General features: G+C 43.1%; 17 protein-coding genes. 12 read left to right on the forward strand and 5 right to left on the reverse strand.

Annotation, left to right across the window (positions count from 1 at the left end; translation table 11 throughout):
* The 5 genes from AAAH86_RS03325 to AAAH86_RS03345 form a co-directional block, all read right to left on the reverse strand.
* The gene (locus AAAH86_RS03325; protein ID WP_343486080.1) at positions 1-546 is read right to left on the reverse strand and encodes a sugar O-acetyltransferase; all 546 of its coding nucleotides are present in this window, start codon (positions 544-546) and stop codon (positions 1-3) included.
* A 248-nt stretch (positions 547-794) separates the two neighbouring features.
* Positions 795-1,676: a thermonuclease family protein gene (locus AAAH86_RS03330; protein ID WP_343486081.1), complete on the reverse strand. Its 882-nt coding sequence runs from the start codon at positions 1,674-1,676 to the stop codon at positions 795-797.
* Positions 1,677-1,806: 130 nt separating this feature from the next.
* Positions 1,807-2,730, reverse strand: a complete 924-nt coding sequence (locus tag AAAH86_RS03335; RefSeq protein WP_343486082.1) for a hypothetical protein — start codon at positions 2,728-2,730, stop codon at positions 1,807-1,809.
* 46 nt (positions 2,731-2,776) lie between these two features.
* Positions 2,777-3,691 carry a metallophosphatase gene (locus AAAH86_RS03340; RefSeq protein ID WP_343486821.1) on the reverse strand — a complete coding sequence of 305 codons (915 nt, stop codon included), beginning with the start codon at positions 3,689-3,691 and terminating at the stop codon, positions 2,777-2,779.
* Positions 3,691-4,377 carry a 5'-nucleotidase gene (locus AAAH86_RS03345; RefSeq protein ID WP_343486083.1) on the reverse strand — a complete coding sequence of 229 codons (687 nt, stop codon included), beginning with the start codon at positions 4,375-4,377 and terminating at the stop codon, positions 3,691-3,693. Before AAAH86_RS03345 ends, AAAH86_RS03340 begins: the two co-directional genes overlap by 1 nt.
* 194 nt (positions 4,378-4,571) lie before the next feature.
* Here AAAH86_RS03345 and AAAH86_RS03350 point away from each other — a divergent pair, with 194 nt between their 5' ends.
* The 12 genes from AAAH86_RS03350 (at position 4,572) to AAAH86_RS03405 (ending at position 16,211) form a co-directional block, all read left to right on the forward strand.
* Entirely contained in the window at positions 4,572-5,051 is a 480-nt protein-coding gene (locus AAAH86_RS03350; protein WP_343486084.1) for a hypothetical protein, read from the forward strand.
* Between the two features lies 1 nt (position 5,052).
* Complete coding sequence (dapA, locus tag AAAH86_RS03355) at positions 5,053-5,943, forward strand: 4-hydroxy-tetrahydrodipicolinate synthase (protein WP_343486085.1); 891 nt, start codon at positions 5,053-5,055, stop codon at positions 5,941-5,943.
* A gap of 117 nt (positions 5,944-6,060) precedes the next feature.
* The gene (gene bamD, locus AAAH86_RS03360) at positions 6,061-6,870 is read left to right on the forward strand and encodes an outer membrane protein assembly factor BamD (protein WP_343486086.1); all 810 of its coding nucleotides are present in this window, start codon (positions 6,061-6,063) and stop codon (positions 6,868-6,870) included.
* Positions 6,871-6,885: 15 nt separating this feature from the next.
* Positions 6,886-7,215: a DNA-directed RNA polymerase subunit omega gene (locus AAAH86_RS03365; protein ID WP_343486087.1), complete on the forward strand. Its 330-nt coding sequence runs from the start codon at positions 6,886-6,888 to the stop codon at positions 7,213-7,215.
* Position 7,216: 1 nt separating this feature from the next.
* Positions 7,217-8,422, forward strand: a complete 1,206-nt coding sequence (coaBC, locus tag AAAH86_RS03370) for a bifunctional phosphopantothenoylcysteine decarboxylase/phosphopantothenate--cysteine ligase CoaBC (protein WP_343486088.1) — start codon at positions 7,217-7,219, stop codon at positions 8,420-8,422.
* Entirely contained in the window at positions 8,415-9,305 is an 891-nt protein-coding gene (locus AAAH86_RS03375) for a DUF4835 family protein (RefSeq protein ID WP_343486089.1), read from the forward strand. The genes coaBC and AAAH86_RS03375 overlap by 8 nt, the downstream gene beginning before the upstream one ends.
* Positions 9,306-9,359: 54 nt before the next feature.
* Complete coding sequence (gene recN / locus AAAH86_RS03380; protein ID WP_343486090.1) at positions 9,360-11,015, forward strand: DNA repair protein RecN; 1,656 nt, start codon at positions 9,360-9,362, stop codon at positions 11,013-11,015.
* A gap of 125 nt (positions 11,016-11,140) precedes the next feature.
* Positions 11,141-11,953: an SDR family oxidoreductase gene (locus AAAH86_RS03385; protein WP_343486091.1), complete on the forward strand. Its 813-nt coding sequence runs from the start codon at positions 11,141-11,143 to the stop codon at positions 11,951-11,953.
* 57 nt (positions 11,954-12,010) lie between these two features.
* A complete protein-coding gene (locus AAAH86_RS03390) occupies positions 12,011-13,015 on the forward strand; it encodes a glycosyltransferase (RefSeq protein ID WP_343486092.1) in 1,005 nt (334 codons plus the stop codon).
* Positions 13,016-13,972, forward strand: coding sequence for a YbbR-like domain-containing protein (locus AAAH86_RS03395; protein ID WP_343486093.1), 957 nt, complete (start codon positions 13,016-13,018; stop codon positions 13,970-13,972).
* Positions 13,969-14,562, forward strand: coding sequence for a dephospho-CoA kinase (gene coaE / locus AAAH86_RS03400; protein WP_343486094.1), 594 nt, complete (start codon positions 13,969-13,971; stop codon positions 14,560-14,562). The genes AAAH86_RS03395 and coaE overlap by 4 nt, the downstream gene beginning before the upstream one ends.
* Positions 14,563-14,633: 71 nt before the next feature.
* A complete protein-coding gene (locus tag AAAH86_RS03405) occupies positions 14,634-16,211 on the forward strand; it encodes a HAMP domain-containing sensor histidine kinase (protein WP_343486095.1) in 1,578 nt (525 codons plus the stop codon).
* The last annotated feature ends 3 nt before the right edge of the window (positions 16,212-16,214 follow it).

Raw genomic sequence — 16,214 nt, forward strand, 5'->3', positions numbered from 1 at the left:
TTATTGTGTCGAGTCAATGTCCCTAATCTTTTTTGCAGGATTTCCACCAAAAACCACATTATCAGGAACATCTTTTATTACCACGGAACCTGCCGCTATAACTGAATTGTTTCCTATTTCTACGCCTCCTATTATGGAGCTGTGTCCACCTATCCATACATTGTTCCCGATAGTTATCGGTTCTGCAAAGCCTGATTTGTGGCGGTCAACTGGATGTATGCTGTGTCCCGCAGTGTAAATTCCAACATTCGGTGCAATAAGGCAATTGTCTCCAATCCTTACTTCGGCAATATCTAAAATTGTACAGTTAAATCCTGCATAGAAATTTTCTCCAACATGAATATTGTAACCAAAATCACAATGAAAATTGTGGTCAATGGTAACTCCTTTTCCAACAGAACCGAAAAGTTCCCCTAAAACCCTTCTTTTTAATTCATCGTTTTCGTAGTTCGCCAAGTTAAATCTTTGCAAAAGCCTTCCCGCCCTTATAAGGTCTTCTTTGAATTTTTTATCATTTCTGACATATTCTATTCTTCCGTGGTTCATGGTTGTAGGTTTTCAACTATTGCTATTCCATATCTGTATTATTTAATAAGATAAGGCAAAAAAAATATGCTGCTCACATTGTTTTTCACAAAAGAATCTCACGATTTAGCTTCGCAGGTAACAAATTCCTGACAAAGCGCCCTTCTTGATTATTAAACGGAAACTTGTATAAGTCGTATTTCCTAAAAGGAAGGAAGTCCACCCCCCGACCTGCAAGGTTTCAAAAACCTTGCAGGTCAACTTTGAGATCATTCCGCCGCAATCAAATTGAGTTCCCCGACCGCATTGCGAATGTCCATCGGCCAGATAAAGAGGCGGTTGTAGGGTTTGACCAAATGATACTTTTGGGGATTATAGACCTTGAGTGTGGTCATATCGATACAAAAACGCTGCACCCAGCTTGACTCACGAATAAAAAAGCCGTTGCTCGGTTTGGCCTTTTTAATGGCCGAAAGCAGCTTTAGGCACATACGGTACTCATAACCTGTCAGCATACTGGGGTCGGCCCATGCGCCGAGATTGTTTTCAACTGCATTTTTGACGGCTTCTCTGGCCAATCGTAAATCTGAGTTTTTGGGCAAGTTTGGGTAGATGATGATGTTTGAGGCCCAGCCCGACTCCAACATCAAGAGGTTGAAGGTTTTTCGCTGCTCCAAAGAAACAGTTGCAAGTTCTGTTTTGGTGTAACTTGGGGCAATATAGGCCAGCAAGCGGCCAAAACTATCAAAGTGTTCATCTGCAGAATGAATAAACAATTGGCGGTTCGTGCCACTGGGTCTGGCCAAACGGTCGTCCAACAATTGTTTGAAAACCTCTTTGGCCTGATTGCCCTGGGTGATCTGTAGCGTGCCCGCATTGGTGAGTTTGGGCAAAAGCAGGGCTTTCAGTTCGGGGTCGATCCAATTGTCAAAATTACCAGTTTCCAATTCGGTCTTAAGTTGGGCGAACTTGGCATTTGCGGTAGCTTCGCCGCCTTGATAATTGGTTTCGGGAGTATCAATGCCGAGCATGCGAATCGGCATGCGAACAAATGGGGTGTCACCATCGGCTGGGTCGCCTGATTTCGTCTTTTTGCCCAACTGTTCCAATTCGATGCCGTTGGGATCCCAAAAAATTTGTACTTGTTCCATGATAAGTATTTAAAAACTTCTTCAAGCTACTACTTTTCATGCATTGGGCAGTGTTATCATGTGGTTAAGAAAGATACACTTGTGTGGTCGGTCTTTTATCGTGTGCGAATGGCTTTGATAAGGGACTGTTCTATTGTTTAAAAAACTCTTTCTTGTAGAATTGCCCCAGCTCTTTGGTCAGCAGCAGTACTTCGGGTTTGTCTTTTCGGAGTCCGATGGTCCAATCATTGAAAATTTCCCAAGCATCGTTGACAAAAATGGGTTTGCCGTACGCAGACTCAAGCTTTTTACGAATACGGTCTTCTTCACCTTTACCGGTTAAAATCCATGCTGTATTCAGCTTTCCGTCGCCGAAACGGGCCTCTATTTTCCGAGGGAAGCCGGCATACTCGATACCGAAGCAGTTCAATTGCAATTGTGCGTTGGGGTCAGAACCATCCAATTCTTGTTCGTGAACCAATTGGCTGTTGGCCCCGAGCTTTGGCCTGAGATTTTCTAAAGTGCCACCCATTTCAATGAATTTTGGAATTTTTCCTGTTTCCGAATAGTTTGTTTCAACTGCTTTTCCAGCGGTCAAATAAGGATTTTTCCAAACAAAAAGGTTGGGATGTATCGCCTCTTTGGTCAATATCCAGACAACATCCTCATCCATTTTGGCAAAGATTCCTTCCTCAAAATACACTTTATAGCCCATAAAAACATCTGTGGTGTCCTTTCTTGATTCAATCAAAGTGTTAATGGCATTGCCATGGGCCTCGATATAGTGTAATTGGTCATCGGCAAAAGTGAAGACCACTTGGGCCAAGGTGCCATTTTTGGTCTTTAAATTGGTACAAACCAAATGCGACTCGGTATTTTTTGCCAGTGGAAAACTGGGTTTATCGATATCAATAACGGAATGTGAGAGTACATCATCGCCAATTTTCTCTTTGACGACCGTCATGGACTCATAGAAGTTGATATCGTTAAAAATGGATTTGCTCTGTGAATGGGCCAAAAATGAAAAGGCAATGAAACACAGGGGTATCATTGCCTTTTTGATGATTGATTGCATTGTTTTTGATTGATGTTTCCCTAAAGATGACGAGAAAAATCGATTGTTACACTTTTATGCTGATTCCTTCCGAGGCAACTGCTTCTGCAGTATCAAAATAAAAGTCAATACGGCCGAGATTGATACCATAACAGCCCACTTGATTGACCAAAACTTGCTTACCTGTTTTATTGGTGCGCACATCAGGTGTTTCTAAAAAGGTATGGGTATGCCCGCCGATAATTAACTGTGTGTGTTCGGTTTTTTCTGCCAGGGTCACATCATCAGGGCGATTGGGATTATTATCATAATCATACCCCAAGTGTGACAGGCAGATGATAAGGTCGCAATTTTCTTCTTCCTTCAACTTTCGCTCTGCGTCCAATGCAATTTCATAGGGATTCAAATATTCGGTCTCTTTGTACAGCTTTTTGAGGACCAATCCATCCAAAGCGATTCCGATTCCGTATACCCCAACTTTGAGGCCATCGAGCGTGTAGGTTTGATACGGTTTTACAAAACCGTTCATGACCGTGTTCGAAAAATCATAATTGGCAGAGAGCAATTCAAATTCTGCATGGGGCATTTGGGCCAAAAGGCCCTCGATACCATTGTCAAAATCGTGGTTGCCAATGGTCGCTGCATCATATTTGAGCTTACTCATCAATTTGAACTCCAATTCACCGCCGTAAAAATTGAAATAGGGCGTACCCTGAAAAATATCGCCCGCATCAAGCAGCAACGTATTTGGATTCTCTTCACGTATTTGTTGAACAAGGCTCGCCCTGCGGGCCAATCCGCCCAAATTGGCGTATCGTGAATGGTCTGAAGGAAAAGGGTCGATATGGCTATGCACATCATTGGTGTGCAAAATGGTGATGTGCTTTTTTTCAAAACCTGAGCAGGATTGTAGTCCCGCAGCTCCCAATCCCAAATAGGTTGCGGAGGCTACCGAGTTCTGTAAAAAAGTGCGTCTATCCATCATAATTTTATAAAACGGTGATCAACCTTGTTCACAAGGGTATCGTTTGCCTTGAAATAGTCAATAAGCGCGTTTCGCACCAGATATTCCATCACGTGTACATCGGTACGGTCTTTAAAAAAACCCATCTCATCCCCGCCTTGCACCAGATAATCAGAGGTGGCAACACGGTAGGTACGCTCTTCATCAAAAGGCTCACCGTTGATGGTGACCGATTGTAGGCTTCCGTCCTTATCCAGAACAATCTGTATACCTGCAATTGGGTGGGGCCGACCTGAGGCCATTAAAAAACCAACCATCTTGCGCACTGCGGTGCCGGACAATTCCACAACCGCGATTCGATTTTCAAAGGGCATGACCTGATAGGCCGTTCTTGTGGTGACCTGTCCTTTTGAAACGATGGCGCGGACACCTCCGTGGTTAAAAACCACAAAATCGACATCCTTTCCCGTTCTTGATTTAAAAATTGGACTGGCCTGCTCTAAAATGGCATCTGCCAAAAGATTGCCCGCTGAGGTATTAAACTCCCCATCTGCTTTGGTCAAGGTATTGGGAGCGTACGCCAAAGGGGCATCCATCACCTCGTTGATTCTTTTTCTGTAGGGTGCTATGAAGTTTTCGATGGAATCAATTTGCGGCAACGAATTGTCTATGGGCAGTTGTGAAGCATTGATGTTTGACACCATCTGCGGTTCTTGCCGACAGGATGAGAAGAACCCAATTGTTACAAATAAAACAAAAAGTTGTATTTTTAAAATCTTCAACGAAGTTATCTTTGTGTGGTGAACGGGCCTAATGATTACATTTGTAAAAATGTGAAAAATTAATGTTATTCAAAGGGCTGCAGGATAAATTTAAAGTTAAATCTGCCCAAAAAATTTTGGAACAGAAGTTACAGCAACCTCCGCAAGAGGTACTCAGGGATAAGGGCATCACCGCTGTAGGTTGTATTGTAGACACCGATGCCTTTGTCAGGGCAGAGGCATTTTATGATTTGATAGAAGAGTTTTCGCTCAGGCCCAATGCGGTAAAGATTATCGGCTACAAGCGTGATTTTGATACCGCTTCACCTTATGCGATACAAATGTTCGGAGATAAGGATTTGGGCAAGAAGGGGCAAATAGAGAACGGGTACGTGATGGAGTTTTTGAGCCGCGAATATGATATGCTCATCAACTACTACACCGATGACAATCTGATGATGAAGTTGCTATCGGTCAAGACCCCAGCACGGTTAAGGGTCGGATTTGGTTCTGTCGACGCAAAAATCAACGATTTGATTCTCAACACGCCACTTGATGACTTTAAGACCTTTAAGACCGAGTTGAAAAAGTATTTAACAGTATTTCAAGAGATTTGATATGGATGGTTTGATAGGCACGGGGGTAGCATTGGTCACGCCCTTTAAAAACGATTTTTCGGTCGATGTCGCCGCACTTCAAAAAGTTGTGGAGCACTGTATCGATGGAGGAATAAATTATCTGGTGGTGTTGGGCACCACGGGCGAATCTGCTACGCTTTCCAAGAAAGAAAAGCAATTGGTCATGCAGACCGTGGCAAAGGTCAATTCAGGGCGTTTGCCCTTGGTCGTCGGGGTCGGTGGCAACAACACCCAAGCCGTGGTGGATGAACTGAAAACCTCGGATTTTGAGGATTTTGATGCAATCATGTCCGTTTCGCCCTATTACAATAAGCCCACCCAAGAAGGTATTTACCAACACTTTCGTGCAATCGCGAAAGCGTCTCCACTGCCCGTGGTTCCCTACAACGTGCCCTCGCGAACGGGCAGCAATATGCTACCGGAGACGACACTTCGTTTGGCCCATGACATCGAAAACATAGTCGCCATCAAGGAAGCATCGGGCGACATGGTGCAGGTCAATACCATTATCAAACAAAAACCAGAAGATTTCCATGTGATTTCTGGGGATGACTTCACCGCACTGCCCACGGTTCTGGCTGGGGGTAGCGGCGTAATTTCTGTTTTGGGGCAAGGCCTTCCTTCGGAATTCAGCACCATGATTTCTTTGGGATTGGATGGAGCCTCAGATGCTGCCTATGAAATCCATAATGCTTTGCTCAATGGGATGAAATTGATTTTTGAGGAAGGCAATCCAGCGGGCATCAAGACCATTTTTGAGTTATTGGGATTGTCAACTGCCTTGGTGCGCTTGCCTTTGGTCGAAGCCTCCCCCACACTGAAAAACAAATTGAAAGTGTTTGTCAACTCGGTGGAAAAAGTACGCGCCTGAACCGTTAAAAGTTCGCTAAAGGCTGTACTCATCCCTTTTTTACGCCTAATTTTGAATCCATGGTTGCATTTCGTAAATCCATTGATAATCATTAATTTTGCAAAATATTTTTTCAGGATGCGGGCATTTTTCCCTGTTTTATTTTCACTCTTCATAGTGTCATCGTGCAACGAGTATCAAAAGGTGCTCAAAAATGATGATACCAAGGCAAAGTACGACCTAGCCGAAAAATATTATGATGCAGGCGATTACAAACGCGCGAAGCGTCTTTTTGAGCAGATTGCCCCAAAATATGTCGGTAAGCCCCAAGGTGAGCGCGTGGCCTTCTTTTTTGCGGATTCTTATTTTAAGACCGATGATTTTTATTTGGCGGGCTATCAGTTTGAGCGTTTTGTGAAATCGTATCCTAAGAGTGACAAGATTCAAGAAGCTTCGTTTTTGGGCGCCAAAAGCTATTACGAGCTCTCACCAAGATATTCTTTGGATCAGACCGATACTGATAAAGCCTTGAGCAAACTGCAGGTTTTTATCAATTCATATCCTGAATCAGAATATTTTGACGAGGCCAACCAAATGGCACAAGAGTTGACGACCAAAAAAGAGAAAAAACAGATTGAAATAGCCAAACAGTTTGCGAAATTGGGGGAATTCAATTACCCGATATTGATTTCAGCCATGACTGCCTTGGATAACTTTATTTCTGAAAATCCAGGGTCGATTTACCGTGAAGAAGCTTTTTTCTACAAGCTGAAAGCAGCGACCGATTTGGCGCTCAACAGTACCGAAAACAAAAAGAAAGAACGTCTTGAAGAAGCAATTTCTGCATACAACGTATTGAAGAAATCATATCCAGAGACAACATTTGCAAAAGATGCGGACAGACTTTTTGAAACTCTTCAGAGAGAGATGCAACAATATTCAAAATAAGATTTAACTACATTTATGAACGACTTGAAAAACACCAATGCGCCGGTCACCACGATGACCCACAACCGCGACGAGTTTGATGACAAGACAGAGAACATCTACGAGGCCATATCCATTACGGCCAAACGTGCGATACAGATCAATTCTGAAATTAAAAAAGAATTGCTCGAAAAATTGGAAGAGTTTGCTACCTACAGCGATAGTTTGGAGGAAATTTTTGAAAACAAAGAACAGATTGAGGTTTCTAAGTTCTACGAAAAACTGCCCAAACCCCATGCCTTGGCCATTGAAGAATGGTTAGAAGACAAAATATACTATCGAAACACAGAAAAGGAAGAAGATTGAGATGTTAAGGGGCAAAAACATCCTTCTGGGCATCACCGGGGGAATCGCCGCTTACAAAACCACTTTTCTTGTTCGATTACTGATTAAAGCTGGCGCCAGTGTCAAGGTAGTGATGACACAGAGCGCCAGTTCTTTTGTGACCCCGCTCACACTCGCCACACTTTCCAAGCACGCCGTCTTGTTGGATTTTGTGAATGAAGAAGACGGTTCCCTTTCTTGGAACAACCATGTGGAGCTCGGTCTTTGGGCCGATTTGATGGTCATTGCCCCGGCAACGGCAAATACGCTCTCTAAAATGGCACATGGCACCTGTGACAATTTATTGCTGGCCACCTATCTTTCTGCAAAGTGCCCTGTCTTTTTTGCCCCGGCGATGGATTTGGATATGTACCAACACCCTTCGACCAAAGAAACGTTTCAGAAATTGCAATCCTTCGGCAACATCATGATTCCCGCTGAATCAGGTGAACTTGCCAGTGGGCTGCACGGTGAGGGCAGAATGGCAGAACCAGAGACGATTGTTGCAAAACTGACAGCATTTATTTCGGATGGAATGCCCCTCAAGGGGAAAAAAGTATTGATTACGGCAGGCCCGACCCATGAAGCATTGGATCCCGTTCGTTTTTTGGGAAACCATTCCACGGGTACCATGGGCTACCGACTTGCCGAATGGGCCGCGGAACTTGGTGCGGAGGTCATTCTGGTTTCAGGCCCAACCAATCTCGAAGCTTCCCACGAAAATATTACCACAATAAATATTACCTCGGCCCAAGAAATGTACGATGTCGTGCACCAATATTTTGGTACAGTTGATGTCGCCGTCGCTGCCGCTGCCGTGGCCGATTATCGCCCCAAAACCGTATCCGACCAAAAAATCAAAAAGCAAGAGGGTGATTTGAGCATCAGCATGGTTCGCAACCCTGATATCTTGAAATCCATGGGAACGCAAAAAAAGCAGCAGTTTTTGGTTGGCTTCGCACTTGAAACCGAAAACGAACTTGAAAATGCCAAAGGCAAACTCCAGCGCAAAAATTTGGATGCCATTATTTTGAACTCATTGAATGACCCAGGGGCCGGTTTTGGCTCAGAGACTAATAAAATAGCCTTTATAGACAAGAATCTCAACGTAAAAACGTTTGAGGTAAAGACGAAGGCAGAAGTTGCCATCGATATTTGGAAAGAAATCATCTCTCGCATTCATGCGTAACACCATACTTTTTTTGTTGCTGGTCACAATGGCGGCTTTCTTGCCGGCCCAGGAGCTGAACTGTACCGTAACGGTGAACTCAGATCAGGTGGGGCAGACCAACCAACAGATTTTTACCACGCTTGAACGTTCTCTCAACGATTTTGTGAACAAAACAAAATGGACCAACCGGGTGTTCAAAGAAAACGAACGCATCAACTGTCGCATGTTTATCACGGTAACGCAGTATGAGTCAGATCGTTTTGAGGCCAATGTTCAGGTACAATCCAATCGGCCCATTTACAATACTTCCTATGAAAGTCCGGTGTTCAATTACAAAGACAATGCCTTTGATTTTCAGTACCAAGAGTTTGAACCTTTGGTGTACAACCCAAATTCGTTTGATTCCAATTTGGTCGGGGTCATTTCATACTACGTCTATTTGATTCTTGGTCTTGATGCAGACACCTTTTCATTGCAGGGTGGTGACGACCACTATCGAAAAGCATTGAATATCGTGACACAGGCACAGGGCTCTAATTTTAAGGGCTGGGCACAAGAAACCGGCGAGCGTACACGTTTTGAACTGCTCGACAATTTGCTTTCCAATTCATTTCGTGAATATCGCATCGTGATGTACAACTACCATCGTAAAGGATTGGACGTTTTGGCCGACAACAACAGTACGGGCAAACAGGTCATCGCGGGCAGTCTGCGCCTTTTTGAGACCTTGATAAAACGCCGACCCAATGCGTTTTTGATCCAAACATTTTTTGATGCAAAATCGGAGGAGATACAGAATATTTTTTCCGATGGTCCCAAGGTTGATATCGTCAAACTCAAGGAAACCCTGAACCGCGTGGCTCCGTTTTATTCTTCGACGTGGAATGAAATCAATTACTAAGCCCTAGCCTTTTTCTATAAAGACGATTATCTTTATCGCTCAAATCGTGCGAAGTTGCTCAAAAGTCTTTCCATCAAAAATTATGCGTTGATTGACACCTTGGAAGTGTCATTTTCTGAAGGATTTACCACCATCACGGGCGAAACCGGTGCGGGTAAATCCATTTTACTGGGCGGATTGTCTTTGGTGCTGGGCAAACGTGCAGATTTATCCTCATTGATGGATAAGGAAACCAAGTGCATCATCGAAGCTGAGTTTTTTATTAATGGCTACCATTTGTCCGATTTCTTTGGGAAAAATGATTTGGATTATGCCGATACGACCATCATCCGTAGAGAAATTTTACCCTCGGGAAAATCTCGGGCGTTTGTCAATGATACCCCAGTGACCTTAGATGTGCTTTCGGCCCTTGGCGGTCGTCTGGTCGACATCCATTCACAACATCAGACGCTGCGCCTGACCGAGAATGATTTTCAGCTTCGGGTGATTGATGCCCTGGCAGATAATGCTGGGTATTTGGAAACCTACTCAAAAAAACTTTCCACCTTCAAAACGGCAAAAAAAGAGCTGGAAGCCTTACAAGAGTTGCAGCAAACCGCGGACAAAGAACATGATTACCATAGTTTTTTATTGCAAGAATTAGAGGCCGCCCCACTGAACCCGGGCATTCAAAAAACATTGGAAGAGGAACAAGGTCAGCTCAGCAATGCTGAGAGCATCATTGAATCGTTGTCACAGGGTAGCCAATTGCTTAAAAATGAGCAGTTGGGGCTTGTGGAACAGCTAGCCGAACTCAAACGTATTTTTAACAACCTCGCCAATTATGGCGATGCTTATAAAACCCTACATCAACGGCTAGAGTCTGTATTGATTGAACTTCAAGACGTTTCAAGTGAAATTGAAGGTCTCGAAGAGCTAGTGGATATGAATCCAAATCGCTTGGAGGAAGTGAACGGGCAATTGCAGACGCTGTACAATCTTCAAAAAAAGCACCAAGTGGCATCCATTGAAGAATTGATGGCCATCAAGGATGGTTTGGCCCAAAAGGTGGAAGAAGTTGCGAATATCGATTCAAAAATAGCGGCGAAAAATAGTGAAGTAAAAGAGCTGGAAGCCAACTTGGAACGTGAAGCTGACACAATTCGGGAACATCGAAATTCTGTGATTCCCAAACTGAAAAGTTTTTTGTTGCAAAATCTGGCAGAGTTGGGCATGCCCTCAGCCAGCTTTAAGATAGACATCAAACCCTCAGAGCACTTTAAACCAAATGGGAAAGATGAATTGACCTTTCTTTTTTCCGCAAATAGAGGTTCAGATTTCGGCGAACTGAAGAAAGTGGCCTCAGGAGGGGAACTTTCTCGTATCATGCTGACCATAAAATCTGTTTTGGCCACGTACGAACAGCTTCCGACGATGATATTTGATGAGATCGACACTGGAGTATCCGGTGAGATTTCAAACAAAATGGGCGATATCATGCAACAGATGGGCGAGACCATGCAGGTGTTTTCGATTACCCATTTGCCACAGGTTGCCTCTAAGGGCAGCAGCCAATTTAAAGTCTACAAGCGAGAGTCGGATGGCAAGACCCATACCCAAATAAAACAGTTGACCGAAGATGAGCGTGTGGTCGAACTGGCCGAGATGTTGGGAGGAAAATCAATTTCAGATTCCGCATTGGCCCATGCCAAACAACTTCTGAAAGTTTAATGTTTCTGGTTTCGGATTTCATCTTCTTTTCCAAACAGAAACTATAGAAGCCTGAAACAACAGAAACCTTTAAAACCATCGTATTCTTATTATCTTTGCCGCATTAAACAAAATAGCTGAAATACATGGGCCATAATCTATTGAAAGGAAAAAAAGGAATCATTTTTGGGGCATTGGATGAGAACTCCATCGCTTGGAAAACTGCGGAAAAGGTGCACGAAGAAGGTGGAGAATTTGTGCTGACCAATGCGCCGATAGCCATGCGCATGGGCCAAATCAATGAATTGGCCACGAGAACAAGTTCTGAAATCATTCCGGCCGATGCCACCAATGAAGAAGATTTACAAAACTTGGTTGCCAAGGCCATGGAGATTTTGGGCGGAAAGTTAGACTTTGTTCTCCATTCTATAGGCATGTCGGTCAATGTTCGAAAGGGCAGGGCCTACACCGATGAAAAATATGATTTTACGACCAAGGGTTGGGATGTCTCCGCACTTTCTTTTCACAAAGTGATGCAGACACTTTACAAGGCTGATGCCATGAACGAATGGGGCAGTATCGTTGCTTTGACCTATATGGCGGCCCAGCGAACGTTTCCAGATTACAACGACATGGCCGATAACAAAGCCTATCTTGAATCAGTGGCGCGTAGTTTTGGATACTTTTTTGGAAAGGAGAAAAAAGTTCGTGTGAACACCATTTCACAATCTCCGACACCTACAACTGCCGGTCAGGGCGTTAAAGGATTTGATGGCTTTATCAACTACGCTGAAAAAATGTCACCATTGGGCAATGCATCAGCAGATGATTGCGCCAATTATACCGTAACCTTGTTTTCAGATTTGACCAAAAAGGTCACGATGCAAAATCTTTTTCACGATGGTGGCTTTTCGAACACCGGGGTGAGCCAAGAGGTGATTGACGAGTTTTCAAAATAAAGAATTAACGGTTTCTAAGGGCCATCTGCCTTCGGTAGATGGTCTTTTATGTTTTAAATGGATTTACAGTTCTCCTTTATCATTCCCGTTTACAATAGACCTGAAGAAATTCGAGAGTTGTTGGAAAGCCTTTTGCGCATGAATTACGAAGGAAAGTATGAGATTGTCATCGTTGAAGACGGTTCTTCACAACCTTCTGATTCTGTAATTGGGCACTACGCGGATCAACTTTCCATCTCTTATTATCAGAAAAAAAATACCGGGCCGGGCGATTCAAGAAATTTCGGTATGCAACGGGCCAAGGGCAACTATTTCATAGTGCTCGATTCTGATTGTTTGCTGCCCGCCCATTATCTCAATGAGATTGAAAAAGCGCTTCAAAATGATTTTGTACACTGTTTTGGCGGTCCAGATGCGGCACATCCATCCTTTTCAAACATCCAAAAAGCCATCGATTTTACCATGACCTCATTTTTGACCACAGGGGGAATCAGGGGCGGGTCAGAAAAAATCGGCAAATTTCAGCCACGTAGTTTCAATATGGGCATTTCGAAAGAGGTGTTTGAGAAAACGGGAGGGTTCGGTCAAATCCATCCTGGCGAAGACCCTGACTTGACCTTTCGTATATGGGAAGCTGGCTATCAGACACGACTTTTTGAAAAAGCGTATGTATACCACAAACGGCGAATTGATTGGGGAAAATTTTATAAGCAGGTCAATAAATTTGGCATGGTGCGGCCCATTTTGAACAAATGGCACCCACAAACATCAAAGTTGACCTATTGGTTTCCAACCTTATTCCTGATGGGTTTTGTCGGATCATGTATTCTAATGTTATTTGGATTCTACTGGCCAATGCTCTTATACGGTGCCTATTTTGGTGCAGTGCTGATTGCCTCAGTATTCAAAACCAAGAGCGTGACCATAGCATTTTTATCGCTCTTTTCTACGGCCATTCAATTTTTCGGTTACGGTAGGGGTTTTTTGAAATCAACGATCTTGGTTAATTTTAGCGGTAAAGAACCAGAACAATTGTTTCCCCAATTATTTTTTAAACGTTAAGTGGCAATTCTAAAAAATATTGGCTCCTATTTTGGCAGACGCAAGGCCAAGGTATTCTCGCTATTCTTGCTGGCTTCGCTGCTGGCGTGGTTGGTCAGCAACCTATCAGGGGTCTATGAGTCAAGAACAGCTTTTGAAATAGACTATGAGAACGTGCCCGACACACTGTTGGTAAGCAAAAAGGCAAAGAAGCAACTGTTTGTGAAAGTAAGGGCATCGGGCTTTCGATTGTTCAATTATAACCTTGGTCCGAAACGGATCACTCTTGATATATCGAAGGCGCAAAGAAAGAATTCCAGATTTTTTCTGACCCAAAATGACCTTATCAGTGCGTTTGAAAACCAATTGAGCAATTCGGTACAGGTGCTCGATTTTAATCGAGATACGCTATTTCTGGATGTTTACCAAGTGGTCAAAAAAGAAGTGCCCATACAAGTGGATATCAATCTGAAACTGGAGCAGAACCATATTTTAGAAGGGGGCGTAAAAATCAATCCTGATACGGTCACCATCAAAGGGCCAAAAAGCGAACTTGATGAGATCAAGAAAATAAAGACCGCCAGGATCAACCTCGACAAGGTCACTTCAGATTTTTCGGTTCAAGCCAATTTGGTCAGGCCCTCAAAGCTTGAAAATTCTGAATTGTTGGTAAATTCCAGTACAGTCTCTGGCAAAGTGATGCGTTTTTCTGAGAAGGTGTATCAGGTAAATGTTGATGTCGAGAATGTTCCAGAGGGGTACAGCGCAAAGACATTCCCCAATACGGTGTCAATTTTGTGCAAGGCTTCCGTTGAATTGTTGAAGACCATTGAAGACGATGATTTTATGCTAGTTGCCGACTACAATGAGGTGAAAACCGATAATAAAGTGCTTTTGACACTTAAAAAGAGTCCCGAAGGGGTCTATGACACACGGCTTATGGAGAATGAGGTGACCTTGTTACTGGAAGAGCAATGAAGATAGTCGGACTAACAGGCGGCATAGGCAGTGGCAAAAGTTTTGTGGCCGCTATTTTTAAGGAACTGGACATACCTGTCTATGATTCCGACCTTGAAGCCAAGCGATTGATGCACTCTTCTTCGCCACTAAAAGAGGCCATAATTGGTTTATTGGGTGAAAATGCTTACTATGATGAGGGACTGAACCGGGCTTTTGTTGCTGAGAAAGTTTTTGGCAACTCAAAATTGCTATCAGATTTGAATGCCATCGTGCATCCCGCTGTCAAAGAACATTTTTTGAATTGGTGCAAAAATCAGAATGCACCCTACGTTATACAGGAAACGGCCCTGATTTTCGAAAACAACATTCAAGACCGATACGACGCCATTATCTTGGTGGTGGCCCCTGAAGCACTTCGAATAAAGCGGGTTATGCAACGTGACGATCAAACAAAAAAGCAGGTTTTGATGAGAATGGGAGAGCAATTGGATGATGGGGAAAAAAGAAAACATGCTCATTTTATCATTGACAACGTTAATGCTGACTTGACGCGAGAGCAAGTCCACAAAATTCATGAAGCAATTGTTGCCGACGCAAAAGGACACTGAATTTTAACATTTTTGTTAAGGTTTGGTTAAACGGAAAAGGGCCTGAATGTTAAATTTCTAATTTTACTGCGATGAACAAGAAGTTGTTTGTTCTTCTCGTCATTTTGATGAGTTTGTCCCTAATCGGAATCATTTTTGTTCAGGGCTATTGGATCAAAACCTCGGTTGAGGATAAGGAAGAACAATTCTCAAGTGCGATTGCTGACATACTTGATGAGGTTGCCGATAAAGTTGAAAGTAGAGAGCGAAGCGATTATTACGACCGTCTTGCCTCATTGGTAGATAGTGTGGGAACACCTAAATCTACCCAACTAAGAAATTTTTTCTTTGTTGACCGCGATATCAATTCAAATGAGATTCTCTTCTATTCGCACGGTATTCTTGAAGAGGATTATGGCATTTCATCTACGTTCTTTGACAATCTTAATGACGATTCTACTTCGATAAGAAATTACACGAGTAAAAGAACCACAACGATTCTGAAAGAAGATTATGGGCTTGATGGCAAGGGCTATAAGTTTACGCCCATACAAAAAATTGAAAAGTTTGGTGGTTTGACAGCCATGGATAAGGTCATGTTCGACGACGTGTTCATGGAAGCAGCCAAAAAAGTGCCCATTCACGACAGGGTCTCAAAACAAGAGATAGAGCTTTTGTTGAACAGGGAATTGGAAAAACGTGGAATCGATATCGATTATGAATACGGAATATACAGTCAGGGGTACCCAACCAAGGTAAAGTCAAAAAAATTCAAATTTGGCCAATCAGCCTTTTACAAAACACCAATTTTTAAAGATAGCGAGGGCAACACCAATTTTTCATTGTTGCTCACATTCCCGAAAAAGAAACGGTTTTTGCTGGGTTCGATCATGGGCATGGCCATTATGTCGTTGATTTTTACGTTGGTCATTGTAGTGGCCTACTCAAGTGCCATTTATCAGTTGATAAAACAAAAACAGATTTCAGAAATCAAATCTGACTTTATCAACAACATGACCCATGAGTTCAAAACACCTATCGCGACCATCAATCTAGCGGTTGAGGCCATCAAAAATCCCAAGTCAATTGAAGACAAGGAAAAGGTTTTGCGATATCTTGGCATGATCAGGGATGAAAACAAACGTATGCATGCCCAAGTCGAAAATGTACTGCGTATCTCTAAATTGGAGAAGAACCAACTGGATATCAGTAAAGACAGGGTAGATGCTCATGACATCATCCAAGATGCCATTAGCCATATTGAGCTGATTGTGTTGGATCGGGGAGGATATGTGAAAGCACATTTAGATGCATCAAGATCTGAAATCTTGGCTAATGAAACACATTTTATCAATGTCATCGTGAATATGTTGGACAATGCGGTAAAATATTCGCCTGAATCGCCAAAAATCGATGTCTTTACAGAAGTGGTCAAAAACCATATAGTCATTAAGATACAAGACCAAGGGGCTGGTATGAGCAAGGCGGTCTTAAAAAAAGTGTTTGAAAAATTCTACCGGGAGCATACCGGTGATATACATAACGTTAAGGGCCATGGTTTAGGTTTGGCGTACGTAAAACGAATAGTAGACGATCATCAGGGCGAGGTTTACGCAGAAAGTGAAAAAGGAAAAGGCAGTACTTTCTACGTGAAACTTCCCTTAATCTAAAAA

The organism is Allomuricauda sp. d1, assembly GCF_039592695.1.
In the GTDB taxonomy this organism is placed as follows: Bacteria; Bacteroidota; Bacteroidia; order Flavobacteriales; family Flavobacteriaceae; genus Flagellimonas_A.